This window comes from Pseudoxanthomonas sp. G3, from assembly GCF_057654715.1.
The window spans coordinates 1,682,406-1,699,317 of the sequence record NZ_CM172805.1; the positions used below are offsets into that span (position 1 = coordinate 1,682,406).

The 16,912-nt window shown below is 68.2% G+C and carries 17 protein-coding genes; 12 read left to right on the forward strand and 5 right to left on the reverse strand.

Translation table 11 applies throughout. The features are described 5' to 3' along the window. Position 1: 1 nt before the first annotated feature. Positions 2 to 1,891, forward strand: coding sequence for an HAL/PAL/TAL family ammonia-lyase (locus AC23D6_RS08090; protein ID WP_487752244.1), 1,890 nt, complete (start codon positions 2 to 4; stop codon positions 1,889 to 1,891). A 91-nt stretch (positions 1,892 to 1,982) separates the two neighbouring features. Here AC23D6_RS08090 and AC23D6_RS08095 read toward each other — a convergent pair whose 3' ends face one another. After that, the gene (locus AC23D6_RS08095; protein ID WP_487752245.1) at positions 1,983 to 3,881 is read right to left on the reverse strand and encodes a sensor domain-containing diguanylate cyclase; all 1,899 of its coding nucleotides are present in this window, start codon (positions 3,879 to 3,881) and stop codon (positions 1,983 to 1,985) included. Between the two features lie 157 nt (positions 3,882 to 4,038). Here AC23D6_RS08095 and AC23D6_RS08100 point away from each other — a divergent pair, with 157 nt between their 5' ends. From AC23D6_RS08100 to AC23D6_RS08150, 11 genes are all read left to right on the forward strand, one after another. Then, a complete protein-coding gene (locus AC23D6_RS08100; RefSeq protein WP_487752246.1) occupies positions 4,039 to 4,365 on the forward strand; it encodes a YerC/YecD family TrpR-related protein in 327 nt (108 codons plus the stop codon). A gap of 9 nt (positions 4,366 to 4,374) precedes the next feature. After that, a complete protein-coding gene (gene hisG, locus AC23D6_RS08105; RefSeq protein WP_487752247.1) occupies positions 4,375 to 5,289 on the forward strand; it encodes an ATP phosphoribosyltransferase in 915 nt (304 codons plus the stop codon). Further along, entirely contained in the window at positions 5,286 to 6,599 is a 1,314-nt protein-coding gene (hisD, locus tag AC23D6_RS08110) for a histidinol dehydrogenase (protein WP_487752248.1), read from the forward strand. The genes hisG and hisD overlap by 4 nt, the downstream gene beginning before the upstream one ends. Continuing rightward, positions 6,596 to 7,678 (forward strand): histidinol-phosphate transaminase, encoded by a 1,083-nt coding sequence (hisC, locus tag AC23D6_RS08115; RefSeq protein WP_487752249.1) that lies wholly within the window; start codon positions 6,596 to 6,598, stop codon positions 7,676 to 7,678. The genes hisD and hisC overlap by 4 nt, the downstream gene beginning before the upstream one ends. Next, positions 7,675 to 8,748, forward strand: coding sequence for a bifunctional histidinol-phosphatase/imidazoleglycerol-phosphate dehydratase HisB (gene hisB / locus AC23D6_RS08120; protein WP_487752250.1), 1,074 nt, complete (start codon positions 7,675 to 7,677; stop codon positions 8,746 to 8,748). Before hisC ends, hisB begins: the two co-directional genes overlap by 4 nt. Further along, entirely contained in the window at positions 8,748 to 9,347 is a 600-nt protein-coding gene (gene hisH / locus AC23D6_RS08125) for an imidazole glycerol phosphate synthase subunit HisH (protein WP_487752251.1), read from the forward strand. The genes hisB and hisH overlap by 1 nt, the downstream gene beginning before the upstream one ends. Beyond that, on the forward strand, positions 9,344 to 10,081 hold the full coding sequence (gene hisA / locus AC23D6_RS08130) for a 1-(5-phosphoribosyl)-5-[(5-phosphoribosylamino)methylideneamino]imidazole-4-carboxamide isomerase (protein ID WP_487752252.1): 738 nt from the start codon (positions 9,344 to 9,346) through the stop codon (positions 10,079 to 10,081). The genes hisH and hisA overlap by 4 nt, the downstream gene beginning before the upstream one ends. Continuing rightward, positions 10,075 to 10,851 (forward strand): imidazole glycerol phosphate synthase subunit HisF, encoded by a 777-nt coding sequence (gene hisF / locus AC23D6_RS08135; protein WP_487752253.1) that lies wholly within the window; start codon positions 10,075 to 10,077, stop codon positions 10,849 to 10,851. The genes hisA and hisF overlap by 7 nt, the downstream gene beginning before the upstream one ends. Further along, entirely contained in the window at positions 10,841 to 11,467 is a 627-nt protein-coding gene (gene hisIE, locus AC23D6_RS08140; RefSeq protein ID WP_487752254.1) for a bifunctional phosphoribosyl-AMP cyclohydrolase/phosphoribosyl-ATP diphosphatase HisIE, read from the forward strand. Before hisF ends, hisIE begins: the two co-directional genes overlap by 11 nt. Before the next feature lie 177 nt (positions 11,468 to 11,644). Further along, a complete protein-coding gene (locus AC23D6_RS08145) occupies positions 11,645 to 13,225 on the forward strand; it encodes a calcineurin-like phosphoesterase C-terminal domain-containing protein (RefSeq protein ID WP_487752255.1) in 1,581 nt (526 codons plus the stop codon). A 2-nt stretch (positions 13,226 to 13,227) separates the two neighbouring features. Then, the gene (locus AC23D6_RS08150; protein ID WP_487752256.1) at positions 13,228 to 13,806 is read left to right on the forward strand and encodes a YdeI/OmpD-associated family protein; all 579 of its coding nucleotides are present in this window, start codon (positions 13,228 to 13,230) and stop codon (positions 13,804 to 13,806) included. A gap of 165 nt (positions 13,807 to 13,971) precedes the next feature. On the opposite strand, the gene yddG is transcribed toward AC23D6_RS08150, so the two are convergent. From yddG to AC23D6_RS08170, 4 genes are all read right to left on the reverse strand, one after another. Continuing rightward, positions 13,972 to 14,841, reverse strand: coding sequence for an aromatic amino acid exporter YddG (gene yddG / locus AC23D6_RS08155; RefSeq protein ID WP_487752257.1), 870 nt, complete (start codon positions 14,839 to 14,841; stop codon positions 13,972 to 13,974). Positions 14,842 to 14,849: 8 nt separating this feature from the next. Continuing rightward, on the reverse strand, positions 14,850 to 15,551 hold the full coding sequence (gene mtnC, locus AC23D6_RS08160; protein ID WP_487752258.1) for an acireductone synthase: 702 nt from the start codon (positions 15,549 to 15,551) through the stop codon (positions 14,850 to 14,852). A 34-nt stretch (positions 15,552 to 15,585) separates the two neighbouring features. After that, positions 15,586 to 16,149, reverse strand: coding sequence for a 1,2-dihydroxy-3-keto-5-methylthiopentene dioxygenase (locus AC23D6_RS08165; protein ID WP_487752259.1), 564 nt, complete (start codon positions 16,147 to 16,149; stop codon positions 15,586 to 15,588). Positions 16,150 to 16,243: 94 nt separating this feature from the next. Next, positions 16,244 to 16,897 (reverse strand): methylthioribulose 1-phosphate dehydratase, encoded by a 654-nt coding sequence (locus AC23D6_RS08170; protein ID WP_487752260.1) that lies wholly within the window; start codon positions 16,895 to 16,897, stop codon positions 16,244 to 16,246. Between the last annotated feature and the right edge of the window lie 15 nt (positions 16,898 to 16,912).

Consider the following 16,912-nt stretch of genomic DNA (forward strand, 5'->3'; position numbering starts at 1 on the left):
CATGAAACCGATCCTGCTGGATGGCACGTCGCTGACGCGCGATAGGTTGGTCGAGATCGCGTTCGGCGCCACCGTCGAACTCGACAGGACGGCACTGAAAGCGGTGGCACGCGCCGCCGATTTCCTGGCCGAACAGGTCCGCCGGGAGGAACCGATCTACGGCGTGTCCACCGGCTTCGGCAGCAATGCCGACAAGCTGCTGGGCGCGCATCCGCTGCGCGACGAACTGCCGGGCGCGGCGAAATCCGGGCGCTCGCTGCATGAGGAACTGCAATACAACCTGATCGTCACCCATGCCGTCTGCGTGGGCGAACCGATGGCGCCGGAGATCGTCCGCGCCATGCTGGGCATCCGCATCAACACGTTGTTGAAGGGACACTCCGGGATCCGCGTGGAAACGCTGCAGGCCCTCGCGGCGATGCTCAACGCCGGCATCGTGCCGGTGGTGCCGTCGCTGGGCTCGGTGGGTGCGTCGGGCGACCTGGCGCCGCTGTCGCATCTGGCCATCGTGCTGCTCGGCGGCGGCGAAGCGTTCTATCAGGACGAGCGCATGCCGGGCGCCGACGCCCTCAAGCGAGCCGGGTTGGCGCCGGTGTCGCTGTCGTACAAGGAGGGCCTGGCGCTCAATAACGGCACCGCGCAGATGCTCGCCATGGGCGTGCTGGCCACGTACCGCCTGGACCAATTGCTGGATACCGCGGATCTGGCCGCCGCGATGACGATCGACGCCTTCGCCGGCCGCCTGGGTGCGTTCGCCGAGGAAGTGCATGAGTTGCGCCCGCATCCCGGGCAGGTGCATGTCGCTGCGCGGCTGCGCGATCTGCTGGCCGGCTCGACGCTGGCCGACATCCCGTACCACCTGGTGCCGCGCTTCCGCACCTGGCTACCCGGCAGCTGGGATACGCCGGAAGCGCAGGCGCTGCGCTTCGACATCGGCTGGGACTGGGTGCCGACGGGGCAGCGCCACGGGCGCGAGAAGTTCTACCGACGCTTCATGCCGTTCCGCGGCGGCAAGAAGCACCAGCCCCAGGACAGCTATTCGCTGCGCTGCATCCCGCAGGTGCATGGCGCCGTGCGCGATGCAGTGGAGCAGGCCAAGCGCGTGCTGGAGATCGAACTCAACGCGGTCACCGACAACCCGCTGGTGTTCCCGGATCGCGAAGCCGCGCACGTCGAGGAGCAGGTGATCTCGGCCGGCCATTTCCATGGCATGCCGCTGGCGTTGGCGATGAGCTACGTGAAGGCCGCCATTCCCACGTTGGCGTCGATCTCTGAGCGCCGCCTCAACAAACTGGTCGATCCGGCCACCAATGACGGCCTGCCGGCCTTCCTGATCGGCAACGAGGACGGCACCGAGTCGGGCCACATGATCGTGCAGTACACCGCAGCCGCCATCGTCAACGACCTGGCCAGCCGCGCGCATCCGGCCAGCGTGTTTTCGGTGCCGACCAGTGCGAACGCGGAAGATCATGTGTCGATGGGTGCCAACGAAGCGCGCCACGTGCTGGCGATGACGCAGGATCTGGGCAAGGTGCTGGCGCTGGAGCTCTATACCGCCGCGCAGGCGCTCAACCTGCGTCGGGACATGATCAACGCCGCGCGTGCGCTGGCGGCCCGCACCGATGCCGAGGGGCTGGCGACCAAGGTCGCGGGCGGCCCACTGCCCGGTGCGGACGGTCGCGAAGGCTTCCTGCGAGAAGTGGATGCGCTGCGCGCCGCATTGGCGGACAGCGAGGCCTTCCATCCGGGCCATGCCGTGGCGGCGGCGCATGCGGCGATACGCGCCCGGATTCCCTTCCTTGACCGCGATCGCGCACTCGATGGCGAAGTCGCCACCGCCGTGCGGTTGGTGGAGTCGGGCGAGATCCTCTCGGCGGTGCGCAACCGCTGAGTTCCGGTGAGGCCAGGTGTGGGAGCGACGTAAGTCGCGAGCTTTGAAGCCATCGCGACTTACGTCGCTCCCACACTTGAAATCCCCGGCCCTATAGCGTCCGCACGCAGTCGCGCCCTTCCGCCTTTGCGGTGTAGAGCGCCTGGTCCGCGACCTGCAGTGCGGACTCCAGGCTGTTGCGCGCTTCCAGGTCCACGCAGTGCACGCCGATGCTCGCGGATACCGCGATCTCCAGCGCACCGCTGCGGCACGGCTGCGCCCTCAGGGCCTGGCGCAGATCCTCGGCCACCACGCTGGCCTCGCCCAGGCCCATGCCGGGCAGGGCGGCGATGAATTCCTCGCCGCCGAACCGTGCGAGCAGGGCACCATGCGGCCGCAGCGTCTCGGCCAGTGTGTTCGACGTGCAGCGCAGGCAATCGTCTCCCACCAGATGGCCGTAGGTATCGTTGATGCGCTTGAAGTGGTCCAGGTCGATCATCAGCAGCGAGATCGGTCGACGCGAATTGCGCGATTGCGACAGCAGGTGCTCGAAGGCCTCGCGGAAGTGCGTGCGGTTGTACAGGTCGGTCAGGCCGTCGAGGCGGCTGGATTCGCGTAGCCGGTGGTGCGCGCTCTCCAGTTCGGACATCGCCTGGCGCAGCTCGGCCGTGCGGGTGATGACCTGTTCCTCCAACTGGTTCTTCGCGTCGCGCACGATACGGTCGTTCTCGTTGCGCAGCGCTGCGTAACGGTAGCCCAGGGCGACCGACAGCAGCAGCATCTCCAGCGCGGAGCCGATCTGCACGCCGTATTCGGTCATGAAGGTCTTCGGCAGCAAGCCGAACGCCAACGCCACGAAGATGCCCGTACCCAGCAGGAACATCGTCCAGGCGAGCAGGAACACCTTGGCCGGGCGGTAGCCGCTGCGCACCACCACCAGTGCGATCACCGCGATCCACGCGATGCTCGGGAATACCGCCGCCGACGCGATCGGCGTGGCCACGTGGTACGGGAGTTGGGTAGCGGCGATGCCCAGCAGCACGAAGAACGCGATGATGCCCTTGCTGATGCGGTCGCCCAGCCGCCATCGCGTGCCCAAGCCGAGGAAGGTCCGCGCGAACTGTTGCATGCCGATCTGCGCCAGGCAGACCGACAGCGGCACCGATTTGTCGGCCAACCAGGTGGAGTGCGGCCAGAAGTATTCGAAGCCCAGGCCGTTGAGGGTGAACAGCACCAGCCCGAACGCCGTGATGTGGAACAGGTACCAGAAGTAGCTGCCATCACGCAGCACCAGCCATAGCACCAGGTTGTAGAAGAACAGCGCGACCAGGATGCCGTAGTAGATGCCGATGCCGAGTTGGCCGTCGCGTGAGAGCTCGGCGAAGGCGGCAGGCGTGTAGAGGAACAGCGGCACCTGCATTGAGCTCTGGCTCTGCACCCGGACCAGCAGGTCGACCGGCTGGCCGGTAGGCAGGTCCAGCCAGAAGTTCGGATGCCGGTAGCGGATGCTGCGCTGTTCGAACGGGAAGGTGTCGCCGCCGATGTGGTGGACCGTGCGGCCATTCGGGTAGCGCGCGTAGATGTCGATCCGGTCGCTCAGCGCATACTGCTGGACCAGCAGCCAGCGTTGTTCGCGCGCGTTGGTATTGGTGACCGCCACATGGAACCAGAATGCCCCGGGCTGGAAGCCGAAGGACGCATCGCCGTTCGGCAGCGGAGCGAAGTGGCCGCTATCCAGTAGCCGCTGGGCCTCATCGAGGGTGGCCGCGCCGCCCGCATCGTGCAGGTAGGTGGTGTGCGGTGCCAACGCCGCGTAGCTCGCGTCCGGTCCGATGCGGGCCGATGTGGAGGCCATGGCGGCCATGGGCCACAACAGCGCCGCGAACAACCATACCCTCCAGCGCGGATGGCTTGTCGTGTCGGTACGTCGTCCCTGCATGCCCATCCCCCCCGGGTGGCCTGTCCGCGTGCCGGCGGTCTGGCCCTGCGGCGTCCTTGGCAGTGTACTCATCGTCCTTGCCCACTCCAGCCCATCGTCGTCCCCTGGCACGGCCATGCCGAAAGTAACGGAAAACGGCCTGCATTCCAGACAGCCCCCGGGTTGACGAGTGACCGGGCGGTCGATTAGTGTATTAACACGTTAATACATTAGTGCGTGATCTCTCCCCATGAAGCGCCGCTCGCCCCAGGACGAAGTCGCCGACAACGGCCCGCTCCAGGCCCTGTCCGAGGCCTTGGCGGCGTTGTCGGAACCGGGCGAGGTGCGCGCCTTTCTGGAAGACCTGTGCACACCCGCGGAGCTGGAGGCCATGGCCGACCGTTGGCGCGTGGTGCCCCTGCTGCTCAAGGGCGTGCCGTACCGGGAAATCCACGACCTCACCCAGGTCAGCGTGACCACCATCGGCCGCGTCGCCCGCACCCTCGAGCGGGGCGCGGGCGGCTACGCCGCGGCCGTGCATCGCCAGCAGGCGGCGACGGCGACCGCCTCCCACTGAGCATTCCCCATGAGTCCCACCCTGACCCCCGCGACGCGCGAGCGTCTGCGCATCGCCATCCAGAAGAGCGGGCGGCTGGCCGAGCCGGCACGCACGCTACTGGCGGCTTGCGGCCTGAGCTGGCGCGAAAGCCGCGACAAGCTGTTCTGCTACGGCGAATCACTGCCGGTCGACCTGCTGCTGGTCCGCGATGACGACATCCCGGGCCTGATCGCCGATGGCGTCTGCGATTTCGGCATCGTGGGTCGCAATGAGCTGGACGAGCAGGCGGGCGAACGCGCCCTGATCGGCCTGCCGCAGGCGTACCGCGAACTGCGCCCACTCGGGTTCGGCAACTGCCGGTTGATGCTGGCCATCCCGGAGAGCTGGGAATGGACCGGTCCCGAGCAACTGCAAGGCCTGCGGATCGCCACCAGCTACCCCTCCGTCCTGCGCCAGTGGCTGCAGGCGCGCGGGATCGACGCGGCCGTGGTCGAGCTCTCCGGTTCGGTGGAGATCGCGCCGAAGCTGGGCACCGCCGATCTCATCTGCGACCTCGTTTCCAGCGGCGCAACGCTGGCCGCCAACCAGCTGAAACCGGTGGAGACGCTGCTCGAAAGCGAGGCGGTGCTCGCCGGCCCGGCGCGCGTTTTCGATGATGCCCGTGCAGGCTTGGCCGATATGCTGCTGCGCCGCCTCGATGGCGTGCTGAAGTTGAAGGACAGCAAGCTGCTGATGTTCCGCGCCGAACGCGAGACCGTGCCGGCGCTCGCCCGCCTGCTGACGGATAGCGAGGGCGTGGTCACGCTGCCGGGCAACGGCGAAGGTCCCGTGTCGCTGCAGGCGATGTGCCACGGCGCCATCACCTGGCAGCGGTTGGAGGAACTGCAGCGTGCCGGTGCGCAAGGCCTGATGGTGCTGTCCGTCGAGAGGTCGCTGGCATGAGCGCTTCCATCGCACCGCGTTACGATTGGGCCACGCTCGACGAAGCCGCACGCACCGCGCTGCTCGCGCGGCCGGTGCAGACCGTCGCGCAGCGCACGCGCGACGCCGTCGCCGACCTGCTGGCGGACGTGCGAACGCGCGGCGACGCGGCGTTGCGCGAGATCACTGCGCGGTTCGATGGCGTCGAACTGGCCGACTTCGCCGTCAGCGATGAGGAATTCGCGGCGGCACAAGCGTCGGTGTCCGCAGAACTGCGACAGGCGATGCTGGATGCCGCCGGACGGATCGACGCCTTCCACCGTGCCGGCATGGCGCAGCCGTATGCCGTGGAAACCGCGCCCGGCGTGGTGTGCGAACGGATGATCCGGCCGATTCCGCGCGTGGGGCTGTACGTCCCCGCGGGTACGGCTCCGCTGCCGTCCACGGCGCTGATGCTGGGCGTGCCTGCGCGGCTGGCCGGCTGTCGTGAAGTGGTGCTGTGCACGCCGCCGCGCAAGGACGGCACCGCCGATCCCGCGGTGTTGGTGGCTGCGCAGCTGACCGGCATTCGCCGCGTGTACAAGCTGGGCGGGGCGCAAGCCATCGCTGCGATGGCGTTCGGCACCGACAGCGTGCCCAAGTGCGACAAGTTGTTCGGGCCCGGCAACAGCTACGTCACCGAGGCCAAGCAGCAGGTCGCGCAAAGCGGTGCCGCCGCCATCGACATGCCCGCGGGTCCGTCGGAAGTGCTGGTCATCGCCGACGCAGGGGCCGATGCGGCATTCGTCGCGGCCGACCTGTTGTCGCAGGCCGAGCACGGGCCTGATTCGCAGGTACTGCTGCTGTCCGACGACGCCGGCCTGATCGCGCGCGTGCAGGACGAACTCGCCGTGCAACTCGCAGCCCTGGACCGCGCCGACATCGCCCAGCAGGCGCTGTCGTCTTCGCGGCTGGTGCAGGTCGCTGCGCTGGAGGAGGCGTTCGCCATCAGCAACCGGTATGCGCCCGAGCACCTGATCCTCGCGCTGCGCGAACCGCGTGCGTGGCTGGCACACGTGGAGGCCGCGGGCTCCGTTTTCCTGGGTGACTACACGCCGGAAGCGCTGGGCGATTACTGCAGCGGTACCAACCACGTCCTGCCCACGGCGGGCGCGGCCCGCGCCTACAGTGGTGTCAGCGTCGCGAGCTTCCAGAACTTCGTCAGCGTGCAGTCCGCCAGCCGTGCCGGTATCGGCGCCATCGGCGGCTGCGCGGTGACGCTCGCGCAGGCCGAAGGATTGGACGCGCACGCCAATGCGGTGGCACTGCGCTTGCGCAAGGTGGCCGCATGAGTGCCATCCTGCCGCTGGTGCGCCCGGACCTGCGCGACTTCGCCGGATACAAGTCCGCGCGCAGCGAAGCCTTGCGCGGCGATGTGTGGCTCAACGCGAACGAGTCGGCCTGGGCCAATCCCGCGGATGGGGACGGGCGCAGCCGTCGCTATCCGGATCCGCAACCGCCGGCCCTGCGTGCGCGCCTCGCAGACCTGTACGGCGTTGCGCCTGCCGCGTTGCTGGTCGGCCGTGGCAGCGACGAGGCCATCGATTTGCTCGTGCGCGTGCTGTGCGTGCCCGGCCAGGACGCCATCGTCGTCACTCCGCCTGTCTTTGGCATGTATGCCGTCTGCGCCCGGCTGCAGGGGGCGCCCCTGATCGAAGTGCCGCTCGTGGACGGTGCCGCGGGTTTTTCGGCGGATCTGGATGCGATCCGCGACGCCGCACTGGCACGGCGTGCGAAGCTGGTTTTCCTGTGTTCGCCGTCCAATCCCGCGGGCAGCGCCATTCCGCTCGCGGACATCGCTGCGCTGGCCTCCGCCTTGGAGGGCAAGGCCGTTGTCGTGGTGGACGAGGCCTATGGCGAGTTCGCCGACGGCCCCTCCGCGACGACGCTGCTTGCCACGCACTCCAACATCGCCGTGCTGCGCACGCTGTCCAAGGCGCATGCGCTGGCGGCTGCGCGGATCGGCGTCGTGATCGCCCACGAGGACCTGATCGCCGTCCTGCAGCGCTGCCAGGCGCCGTATCCCGTGCCGACGCCGTGCGCCGATCTGGCTCTGGAGGGCCTGTCGGATGCGGCACTGGCGCAGACGCGCGAGCGGATTGCGCTGGTGCGTCGCGAGCGGGGCCGCCTGCACGACGCGTTGGCGCGCACGCCAGGCGTGGCACGCGTGTATCCGTCGCAGGGCAACTATCTGCTGGCGCGCTTCGACGATGCCGAAACTGCATTCCGCGCGCTGCTCGCCGCGGGTGTCGTGGTGCGCGACCAGCGCGCTGCCCCGCAACTGGGCGACGCGCTGCGCATCACCGTCGGCTCGTCCCTCCAGAACGACCGCGTCATCGCGGCCCTCAACGCCCGGGAGCAGGCCGCGTGACGCCCATCCTCTTCATCGACCGCGACGGCACCCTGATCGAGGAGCCCGAAGACTTCCAGATCGATGCCTACGAGAAGCTGCGCTTCGTCGCCGGCGTGATTCCGGCGCTGCTGAAACTGCGCGACGCGGGCTACCAGTTCGTGATGGTCAGCAACCAGGATGGCCTTGGCTCGGAACAGTTTCCGCGCGCCTCGTTCGAGGGTCCGCACGCGCTGATGATGCAGGTCTTCGAAAGCCAGGGCATCCGCTTCCGCGACGTCTTGATCGATGAGAGCTGGCCGCATGAGAACAAGCCGACACGCAAGCCGGGCATCGGTCTGGTGATCCCGTATCTGCAGGACCGCAGCATCGACTGGGCACGCTCGGCGATGGTCGGCGACCGGCCGACGGACAACCAGTTCGCCGAGAACCTGAAGATCCGTGCGTTCCAGCTCAAGACGGCGCAGTTCGGCGGCGAGTGGGACTGGTGCGGCATTGCACACGCCTTGGCCGATGCGCCGCGACGCGCCGTTGTCCAGCGCAATACGAAGGAGACCAAGATCCGCGTCGAAGTCGACCTGGATCGCGTTGCCGAGCCGGTGGCCAAGACTGGGCTTCCGTTCTTCGACCACATGCTGGAACAGATCGGCAAGCACGGCGGCTTCGCCCTCGACGTGCGCGCCGATGGCGACCTGCACATCGACGAGCACCACACGGTGGAGGACACCGGGCTGGCGCTGGGCCAGGCGCTGAAGGAGGCGCTGGGCGACAAGCGCGGGATCGGCCGTTACGGCTTCACGCTGCCGATGGACGAGACGCTGGCCAGCGCGGCGCTCGATTTCAGTGGACGCCCCTATTTCGTTTTCGACGGCGAATTCCGCCGCGAGCGCGTCGGCGACCTGCCGACGGAACTGGTGCCGCACTTCTTCCGTTCGCTCTGCGATGCGTCCGGGCTGAACCTCAACCTGAAGGTGCAAGGCGAGAACGATCACCACAAGGTCGAAGCCAGCTTCAAGGCGCTGGCGCGCGCGTTGCGCCAGGCCATCCGGCGCGAAGGCGCAGAGTTGCCGTCGACCAAGGGTGCCCTCTGATGCGGGTGGTACTGGTCGATGCCGGGGGCTCCAACATCGGGTCAGTGCGCTATGCCCTGCAACGGCTCGGTGTCGAAGCGGAACTGACCGGCGACGCCGCGGCGATTCGCGCGGCGGATCGGGTGATCCTGCCGGGCGTCGGCGCGGCGGCCGTCTGCATGGTGCGCCTGCGCGACCTGGACCTGGTCGATACCCTGCGCACGCTGGAACGTCCTTTGCTCGGTGTGTGCGTGGGCGTGCAGTTGCTGTTCGCCCACTCCGAAGAGGACGACACGCCGTGCCTGGGCCTGCTGCCGGGCCGGGTGCGCAAGCTGCCGGTGTCGCCCGGCATCCGCGTGCCGCACATGGGCTGGAACACATTGCAGCGCCGACGCGACAGCTCGCTGGTGGACGGCATCGCCGAGGGTGACCACGCCTACTTCGTCCACAGCTACGCCGCGCCGGTCGACGAGGATTGCCTGTGCAGCAGCGAACACGGTGAGCGTTTCGCGGCCGTGGTGCAGCGTGGGCGCGTGGCCGGGGCGCAGTTCCACCCTGAGCGATCGGCTGGAGTGGGCGCACGCCTGCTGAAGAACTTCATCGAGTACGGACTGCAATGACCGGTTTCACCGTTTATCCCGCGATCGACGTCCGCGACGGTCGCGTCGTGCGCCTGGCACAGGGCGACTATGCGCGCGAGACGCGCTACGACGGCACGCCGCTGGACGTGGCTGTGCGCTATGACGAGCAGGGAGCCACCTGGCTACATCTGGTCGATCTGGATGCCGCGCGGTGCGGGGGCTATACCCTGGCGCCGTTGCTGGCCGAGCTCGCAAGCACGACAGGCCTGAAGGTCCAGACCGGAGGCGGCGTGCGCGGGCGCGATGATGTCGCGCGCATCCTCGATGCCGGCGCACAGCGCGTCGTGGTGGGTTCGCTGGCCGTCCGTGAACCGGAGGCCGTGATCGCGTGGCTGGCCGAGTTTGGCAGCGAGCGCATCACCGTGGCGCTGGATTCGCGGCGCGACCGCGACGGCATCTGGCGGCTGCCCGTGCACGGCTGGACCGAAACAGCGTCGGAGACGCTGGACGAACTCGTCCTGCGCTACGCCGATGCCGGCCTGCGCCACCTGCTGTGTACCGACATCGCCCGCGACGGCATGCTGACCGGCCCGAACCTGGCGCTGTACGCCTACCTGCACGACACGGTGCCGGCGCTGGCGGTGCAGGCGTCGGGAGGCGTCAGCGCCGTTGCCGACATTGCGGGTGCGCGTGAGGCGGGGTGCTCCGGCATCGTCCTCGGGCGTGCGCTGCTCGAAGGCCGGTTCGCCCTGCCGGAGGCCCTGGCGTGCTGAGTCGCCGCGTCATTCCGTGCCTCGATGTGCGCGAAGGGCGCGTGGTCAAGGGCGTCAGGTTCCGCGACCACGTCGATATGGGCGACATCGCCGACCTGGCGCTGCGCTACCGCGACGAAGGCGCCGACGAACTGGTGTTCTACGACATCAGCGCCAGTCCGGAAGGGCGTTCCGTGGACTATGCGTGGATCGAGCGCGTCTCGCGCCTGCTCGACATTCCGTTCTGCGTGGCCGGCGGCATCCGCGATGTGGAAACGGCGCGGCGCGTGCTGTACAGCGGGGCCGACAAGGTCTCGGTCAATACACCCGCGCTGGAACGTCCCGACCTGATCGGCGAACTGGCGCAGGCGTTCGGCGTGCAGTGCGTAGTGGTGGGCGTGGACTCGATCCTCGAGGCCGATGGCGAATGGCGCGTGCGTCGCTACACCGGCGATCCCACGAAAATGCGGGGCGCCGGTCTGCGTACGCTGGATTGGGTAGCACAAGCGCAACGACTCGGTGCGGGCGAGATCGTGCTCAACTGCATGGACCAGGACGGCGTGCGGCGCGGGTACGACCTCGCCCAATTGCAGGCCGTGCGTGCCCTGTGCGAGGTGCCGCTGATCGCTTCCGGGGGCGCCGGTGAGGTGGAGCACTTCACCGATGTCTTCCGACGGGCGGACGTGGACGGTGCACTGGCGGCCAGCGTTTTCCATAGCGGGCACATCCGGATTCCGGCATTGAAGCAGGCATTGGCAGGACAGGGCATCGAGGTGCGACGTGGCGACTGAAACAGCGGAACGCGGACTGGATCCCGCGCAACTGGACTGGGCCAAGGGGGACGGGCTGCTGCCGGCCATCGTGCAGGACGCCACCACGCTGCGTGTGCTGATGCTCGGCTACATGAGCCGTGAGGCGCTGGACGCCACATTGGCGAGCGGCAAGGTGACGTTCTTCAGCCGCAGCAAGCAGCGGCTATGGACCAAGGGAGAGAGCTCGGGCCATGTGCTGGAACTGGTCGCGGTCGAGGCCGATTGCGACAACGACACCTTGCTGCTCCTCGCGCAACCGCGCGGGCCTACCTGCCACCTGCAACGCGCGAGCTGTTTTCCGTCGGCGCCGTCCGCGTTCCTGTCCGAACTCGATACGCTGGTCGCGCAGCGAGAACGCGAGCGTCCCGCGGACAGCTATACCACGCGGCTGTTCGAGGCCGGTGTGCGCCGTATCGCACAGAAGGTAGGCGAGGAAGGCGTGGAAACCGCGCTCGCGGCGGTGGCACAGGATGAATCGGCGTTGCTGGGAGAGAGTGCCGATCTGCTTTACCACCTCACCGTGCTGCTGCGTTCGCGCGGACTGTCGCTCGCCGATGCGGTCGGCGTGCTCCGCGAGCGCCACGGCGTCACGTGATGCTTTCTGCTTCATGGCAGGAGCGACGTATGTCGCGACCGCGCGGCGGGATTGGACGTGATGTCCCATCGTGCCTTGTGCACGCCGGCGCTTCATTCGTGCGGTCGCGACTCGCGTCGCTCCTACAAGGCACCCTCCCTGCGCCATAATCCGGCGGTCGCCCCCGCTGGAGTCGCCGTGCGCGCTTCGCTCATCGTCCTGCTGCTGGCCTGCCTGTCCGTTCCGGCCCACGCCTTGCCGCCACCGTGCGGCGGCGGACAGGTGTTCGAGGACCGCAACGGCAATGGCGTCCGCGATGCGGGCGAGCCCGGGCTGGCGGGTGTCAAGGTGTCCAACGGCATCGAGATCGCCATCACCGATGCGCGCGGCGATTACACGCTCGATTACGTCGATGGTCGCACCGTCTTCATCATCAAGCCGGCGGGCTACGACCTGGCGGTACGGCGCGACGGCCTGCCGGCCCGTTGGCGCAACCTGCAATACCACGCCGGGCCCGCGCTGAAGTACGGTGGCATCCCGCAGCGCCAGCCCGACTGCACGCACTTCGGCTTGCGACCCCGCGCGGCAGCCGCGCAGGACGAACTCGACGTGCTGTTGTTCGCCGACAGCCAGACGTCCACCGTGAAGGATGTGGACTACTACTGGCGCGACATCGTGCAGCCGCTGGTGGGGCATCATGGCGCGTCGCTGGGCCTGACGCTGGGCGATGTGACCAACGACGACCTGTCGCTGTATCCGGAGATCCTGCGCACGACGATGAGCCTGCAGGTTCCGTGGCTGTTCATCCCCGGTAACCACGACCTGGATTTCGATGCAGCCAGCGATGAGGAATCGCTGCGCACCTTCCGCCATCACCTGGGGCCGGACACGTTCGCCTGGGAAGAAGACGCGGCGACCTTCATCGGCCTGGACGACGTGATCTACCAGCCCGGCCAATCGCCGGCGTACGTCGGCGGCTTGCGCGAGGACCAGTTCGCGTTCCTGCAGGCTTACCTGCCTACAGTACGCAAGAATCGGCTGCTGGTGATCGGCGTGCATATCCCGTTCTACGAGTCCGGCGCGCGCGGCTTCCGTCCGCGGGACCGCGAGCGCCTGTTCGCCTTGTTGAAGGATTTTCCGCATGTCCTGCTGCTAAGCGGCCACACGCACACGCAGCGGCACTGGTACCACGACGCCTCGACCGGCTGGCACGGCCTGGCGCCGCTGCACGAGTACAACGTCGGTGCCGCCTGCGGCGCCTACTGGTCGGGCGTGAAGGATGCCGAGGGCATTCCCGACACGACAATGGCCGATGGCACGCCCAATGGCTACGCACGTCTGCGCGTGCGCGCCGTTGGCGAATACGCTCTCTCGTGGCATCCCGCGCGCGCAGCGGACGACAGTGGCATCGGCCTGCACGCACCGCGTGTGCTGCGCAAGGGCGCATACCCGGCGTGGGGCGTGTTCGCCAATGTCTACATGGGCGATGCCGACACGCGGGTGGAGTATCGCGTCGATGGCGGTGCGTGGAAACCGATGAAGCGCGTCGAACAGCCCGATCCACGCCTGCTGGTAGAAAACATGCGCGACGACACCGCCGACATGCTGCGCGGCTATGACCGTTCACCGGAAGCCGAGGCGTCGCAGCACCTCTGGCGCGGCGCGCTGCCCACCGACCTGGCCGAAGGCGAGCACGCGGTCGAGGTGCGCGCGTTCGATCGCTGGCGCGGCGAGCAGTCCGCCCGCACGTCGTATCGCCTGCAACTCGCGGAACCCTGAGCGTGGCCGCCGCCGACCTGCCCATCGAGCTCTTCGTCGACGCCGCCGCGTGGGAGCGCTGGCTGGAGCGCCACCCCGCGTCGGAGGGTGTGTGGCTGAAGATCGCGAAGAAGGATTCGGGCATCGTGTCGATGAGCTATGCCGACGCACTCGATGTGGCCCTGTGCCACGGCTGGATCGACGGACAGAAGAAAGGCTTCGATGCGCAGCATTTCCTGCAGCGCTTCACCCCGCGCCGCCCGCGCAGTACGTGGTCCAAGATCAACGTCGCCAAGATCGATGGCCTGGTCGCCGCGGGAAGGATGCGTCCAGGCGGACTGCGCGAGGTCGAGGCGGCCAAGGCCGACGGCCGCTGGGACGCGGCCTACGACGGCTCCAGATCGATGGAGGTGCCGCCCGAGCTCGCCAAGGCCCTGGCGAAGAACCGCAAGGCCAAGACCTTCTTCGACACGCTCGACAAGACCAACCGGTATGCCGTGTGCTGGCGCGTGCAGACGGCGGCGAAGCCGGAGACCCGGCAGGCCCGCGTGGAGAAGCTAGTGGCGATGCTCGCGCGTGGCGAGAAGATCCACGGATCCTGAAAACGGAAACGCCTCCCGGAGGAGGAGCCCTGGAACCTGGCGAGCGAGCGGAGGCTGGCGGGCGAGGCGTACGTGGCGGGCTGGCGGCGGCTGGCGGCGGCTGGCGGGCGACGTGGCGTGCAGTCTAGTCAGAACCGCCTGTGCGTGAAGGAACGCGAATCGCTCTCATCGCGCCGCGGCGGCGCGCACGCTGAGCCACGCACCCGTCAGCAGCAGCGCGATCGCGACGGCCTGCATCCAGTGCGCCTGCGCGCGTCCCGACGCGACCAGCAGCAGCGTCGACAACAAGGGCGCGAGATACGACAAGCTGCCCAGCAGCGCGATGTCGCCGCGCTTGGTGCCGTAGTCCCACAGCCAGAAGGCTGCGCCCACGGGGCCGGCGCCCATCACGGCGAGGACCAGCCACTGGATCGCGTCCGGCGCGACCGTGCGTTCGAACAGCAGGTGTGCGATGCCGCCCAGGACGGAAACACCGGCGCAGGCCACGGTGATCGCGGCGGTCGGGACATCGGCGAAGCGGCGGTTGAGCACGGAGTACGACGCCCAGATCACCGCGGCACCCAGGGCGGCGAGATATCCGGGCACATGCGCCGGATCCACCTGCAGTCCACGGCCCCGTGTGACCAGCAGGACCGCGGCGCCCAACCCCAGCAGCGTGCCCACCCATTGCCCGGCACGCACGGCCACACCGCCCAGCAGGCCGGCGAACACGACGATCAGCAGCGGCCACAGGTAGTTGAGCAGGTTCGCTTCCACGGCGGGCGCGCGCTTGAGCGCGATGAAGTACAACGCGTGGTAGCCGAACAGGGCCAGCGTGGAAAGGGCCAGCGCCGCCCAGGGCTGGCGCAGCTCATGCCAGCCGGCGCGCCCACGCGACGCTGCGCGGCCAAGACCGAGCAAGGCTGCAACGCCGAAACTGATCGCCAGCACCTGGAAGGGCGGCAAGGTGCCGGTGGCCGTGGTGAGTACGGCCAGCGAAGCCCACAGCAGGATCGCCGCCAGCCCGATCAGCGTGGCCGTGCGTTGCGATGCCATGAAGCGATTCAGTGCGGCAGTGCGATCGCGTCGAACGCGTCGACGCGCGGATGGCCGTGCGCGGCATCGCCTTCGCGCGGCGCCGGATAGTCTTCCAGGCGGTCGATCAGGACGGTCTGCAGGCCGGCCTCGCGTGCGGCGTCGAGTTCCTCGACCACGTCCGACAGGAACAGGATCTTTTCGGCCGGCAGGCCGATGCGGTCTGCGATCACGCGGTAGCTGTCCGCCTCGCGCTTGCCGCCCACTTCGGTGTCGAACCAGCCGGAGAACATTGGCGTCAGGTCGCCGGCGTCGCTGTGGCCGAAGAACAGCTTCTGCGCCGGCACCGAGCCGGACGAGTACACGTACAACGGATACCCCGCGTCGTACCACCTGCGGAGTGCGGGCGCGGCGTCGGGATAGATATGCGCGGTGAAATCGGCATCGCGGTAGCCGGCTTCCCACACCAGGCCCTGCAGCGCCTTCAACGCGGTGTGCTTGCGGTCCTGGTCGATCCAGCCCTGCAGCGTCTCCACGATGACGTCATCGCTGCAGATGCTGCCGTGCTCGGTCGCCACCACGTCCAGCCAGCGCCGAACCTCCGGATCGTCGCCGTGCTCGCGCACGAAGCTCGGCAGGGCGCGCCGCGCATATGGGAACAGCACGTCCTTCACGAACGAAATGCTGCTGGTGGTGCCTTCGATGTCGGTGAGGATCGCGGAAACGGGCATGGTGCGGATGTCTGGGGGATGCGGGCGCGACGGCTCAGTGGTGGCCTTGCGTCAGGCCTTCGTAGCGGGGGAAATCCTGCGCGATGGTGGTGCCGGTGAAGTGGCCCACCCAGCCGTCCGGCTCGGTGAAGAAGCGGATGGCGACGAAACGCGGCTCAGGGCCCATGTCGAACCAGTGCAGGGTGCTGTCCGGCACGCCGATCAGGTCGTCCTGCACGCACTCGATCTCGTAGACCTTGCCGTCCACGTGCAGCGTGAACAGGCCCGATCCCGCGACGAAGAAGCGCACTTCGTCTTCCTTGTGATAATGCTCGTCGAGGAACTTGGCACGCATGGCGTCGCGCTGCGGGTTGTCCGGCGCGATGCTGACCACGTCGACGGTCTTGAAACCGCGCTCGGCGACCAGCCTGTCGATGTCGGCGCGGTAAGCGTCCATGACCGCTTCCGGCGTCGCGCCCGGTTCGACCGGTTTGTTCGCTTTCCAGCGCTCGAACGTCACGCCGATCTTCTTCAGCTCGGTGGCGATGAAGTCGGGATCGTAGCTGGCGAACTCCGGCGTGGCCGGGTCGGATTCCTTGAAGATGCGCAGGCGGCTCATGGCGATGGCGTGAGGCAGCGAGGGGAGGTTAGGGTAGCAAACCCGGTCCGCGCGCCCTGTTGCGGAAACGGAACGCTGCGATAACCGGCGGTTATCAGCGGCGGCAGCCGAGCTTGCGCAGTTCCAGCTCGGCCGCGAACAGGAATTCGAAGGCTTCCAGGTGTCGGCGCGCCTCGGCCATGGTGCGGCCCCAGGCGTACAGGCCGTGGCCGTCGATCAGATAGCCCCACAGCGGCTGGCGGTCCAGCAGCGCGTCGACCTGGGCGGCCAGGGTCGGCATGTCCTGGGTGTTGGCGAACACCGGCACGTCGATCGCCATCTCGTGGGTCTGGTTGCCCTGGAACGCCTTCAGCAGCTCGAAACCCTCCAGCCGGACGTGGCCGGCGCCCGCGAACAGGCGCGAGGCCACCGTCTGCACCAGCGAATGCGTATGCAGCACGCAGCCGATCTCGGGGTAGCGGCGGTACAGCTGGGTGTGCAGCAGGGTTTCCGCCGACGGCCGGTGGTCGCTGCCGACCGCCTTGCCGTCGAAGTCCACGACCATGATGTCGGCCTCCACCAGCCGGCCCTTGTCGCGGCCAGAGACGGTGATGGCCGCATGGCGTTCATCCAGGCGCTCGGAGAAGTTGCTGCTGGTCGCAGGCGTCCAGCCGAGCTGCGACAGCTCGCGCACGTTGGCGATGATGGAGTGCGCGCGTTCGCGCAACTTGTCGGCGTCGTAGGGCAGGGCGGCGTTCATGCCGCCCATTCTAGCGCCTGCGTA

Excerpts from the sequence above, each read along its gene's own strand:
- mtnC (WP_487752258.1), bottom strand. The coding sequence starts at position 15,551 with ATGCCCGTTTCCGCGATCCTCACCGACATCGAAGGCACCACCAGCAGC.
- AC23D6_RS08165 (WP_487752259.1), bottom strand. The coding sequence starts at position 16,149 with ATGAGCCGCCTGCGCATCTTCAAGGAATCCGACCCGGCCACGCCGGAG.
- hisD (WP_487752248.1), top strand. The coding sequence starts at position 5,286 with ATGAGCGCTTCCATCGCACCGCGTTACGATTGGGCCACGCTCGACGAA.
- AC23D6_RS08095 (WP_487752245.1), bottom strand. The coding sequence starts at position 3,881 with ATGAGTACACTGCCAAGGACGCCGCAGGGCCAGACCGCCGGCACGCGG.
- AC23D6_RS08090 (WP_487752244.1), top strand. The coding sequence starts at position 2 with ATGAAACCGATCCTGCTGGATGGCACGTCGCTGACGCGCGATAGGTTG.
- yddG (WP_487752257.1), bottom strand. The coding sequence starts at position 14,841 with ATGGCATCGCAACGCACGGCCACGCTGATCGGGCTGGCGGCGATCCTG.
- AC23D6_RS08100 (WP_487752246.1), top strand. The coding sequence starts at position 4,039 with ATGAAGCGCCGCTCGCCCCAGGACGAAGTCGCCGACAACGGCCCGCTC.
- hisG (WP_487752247.1), top strand. The coding sequence starts at position 4,375 with ATGAGTCCCACCCTGACCCCCGCGACGCGCGAGCGTCTGCGCATCGCC.
- hisH (WP_487752251.1), top strand. The coding sequence starts at position 8,748 with ATGCGGGTGGTACTGGTCGATGCCGGGGGCTCCAACATCGGGTCAGTG.
- AC23D6_RS08170 (WP_487752260.1), bottom strand. The coding sequence starts at position 16,897 with ATGGGCGGCATGAACGCCGCCCTGCCCTACGACGCCGACAAGTTGCGC.
- hisC (WP_487752249.1), top strand. The coding sequence starts at position 6,596 with ATGAGTGCCATCCTGCCGCTGGTGCGCCCGGACCTGCGCGACTTCGCC.
- hisA (WP_487752252.1), top strand. The coding sequence starts at position 9,344 with ATGACCGGTTTCACCGTTTATCCCGCGATCGACGTCCGCGACGGTCGC.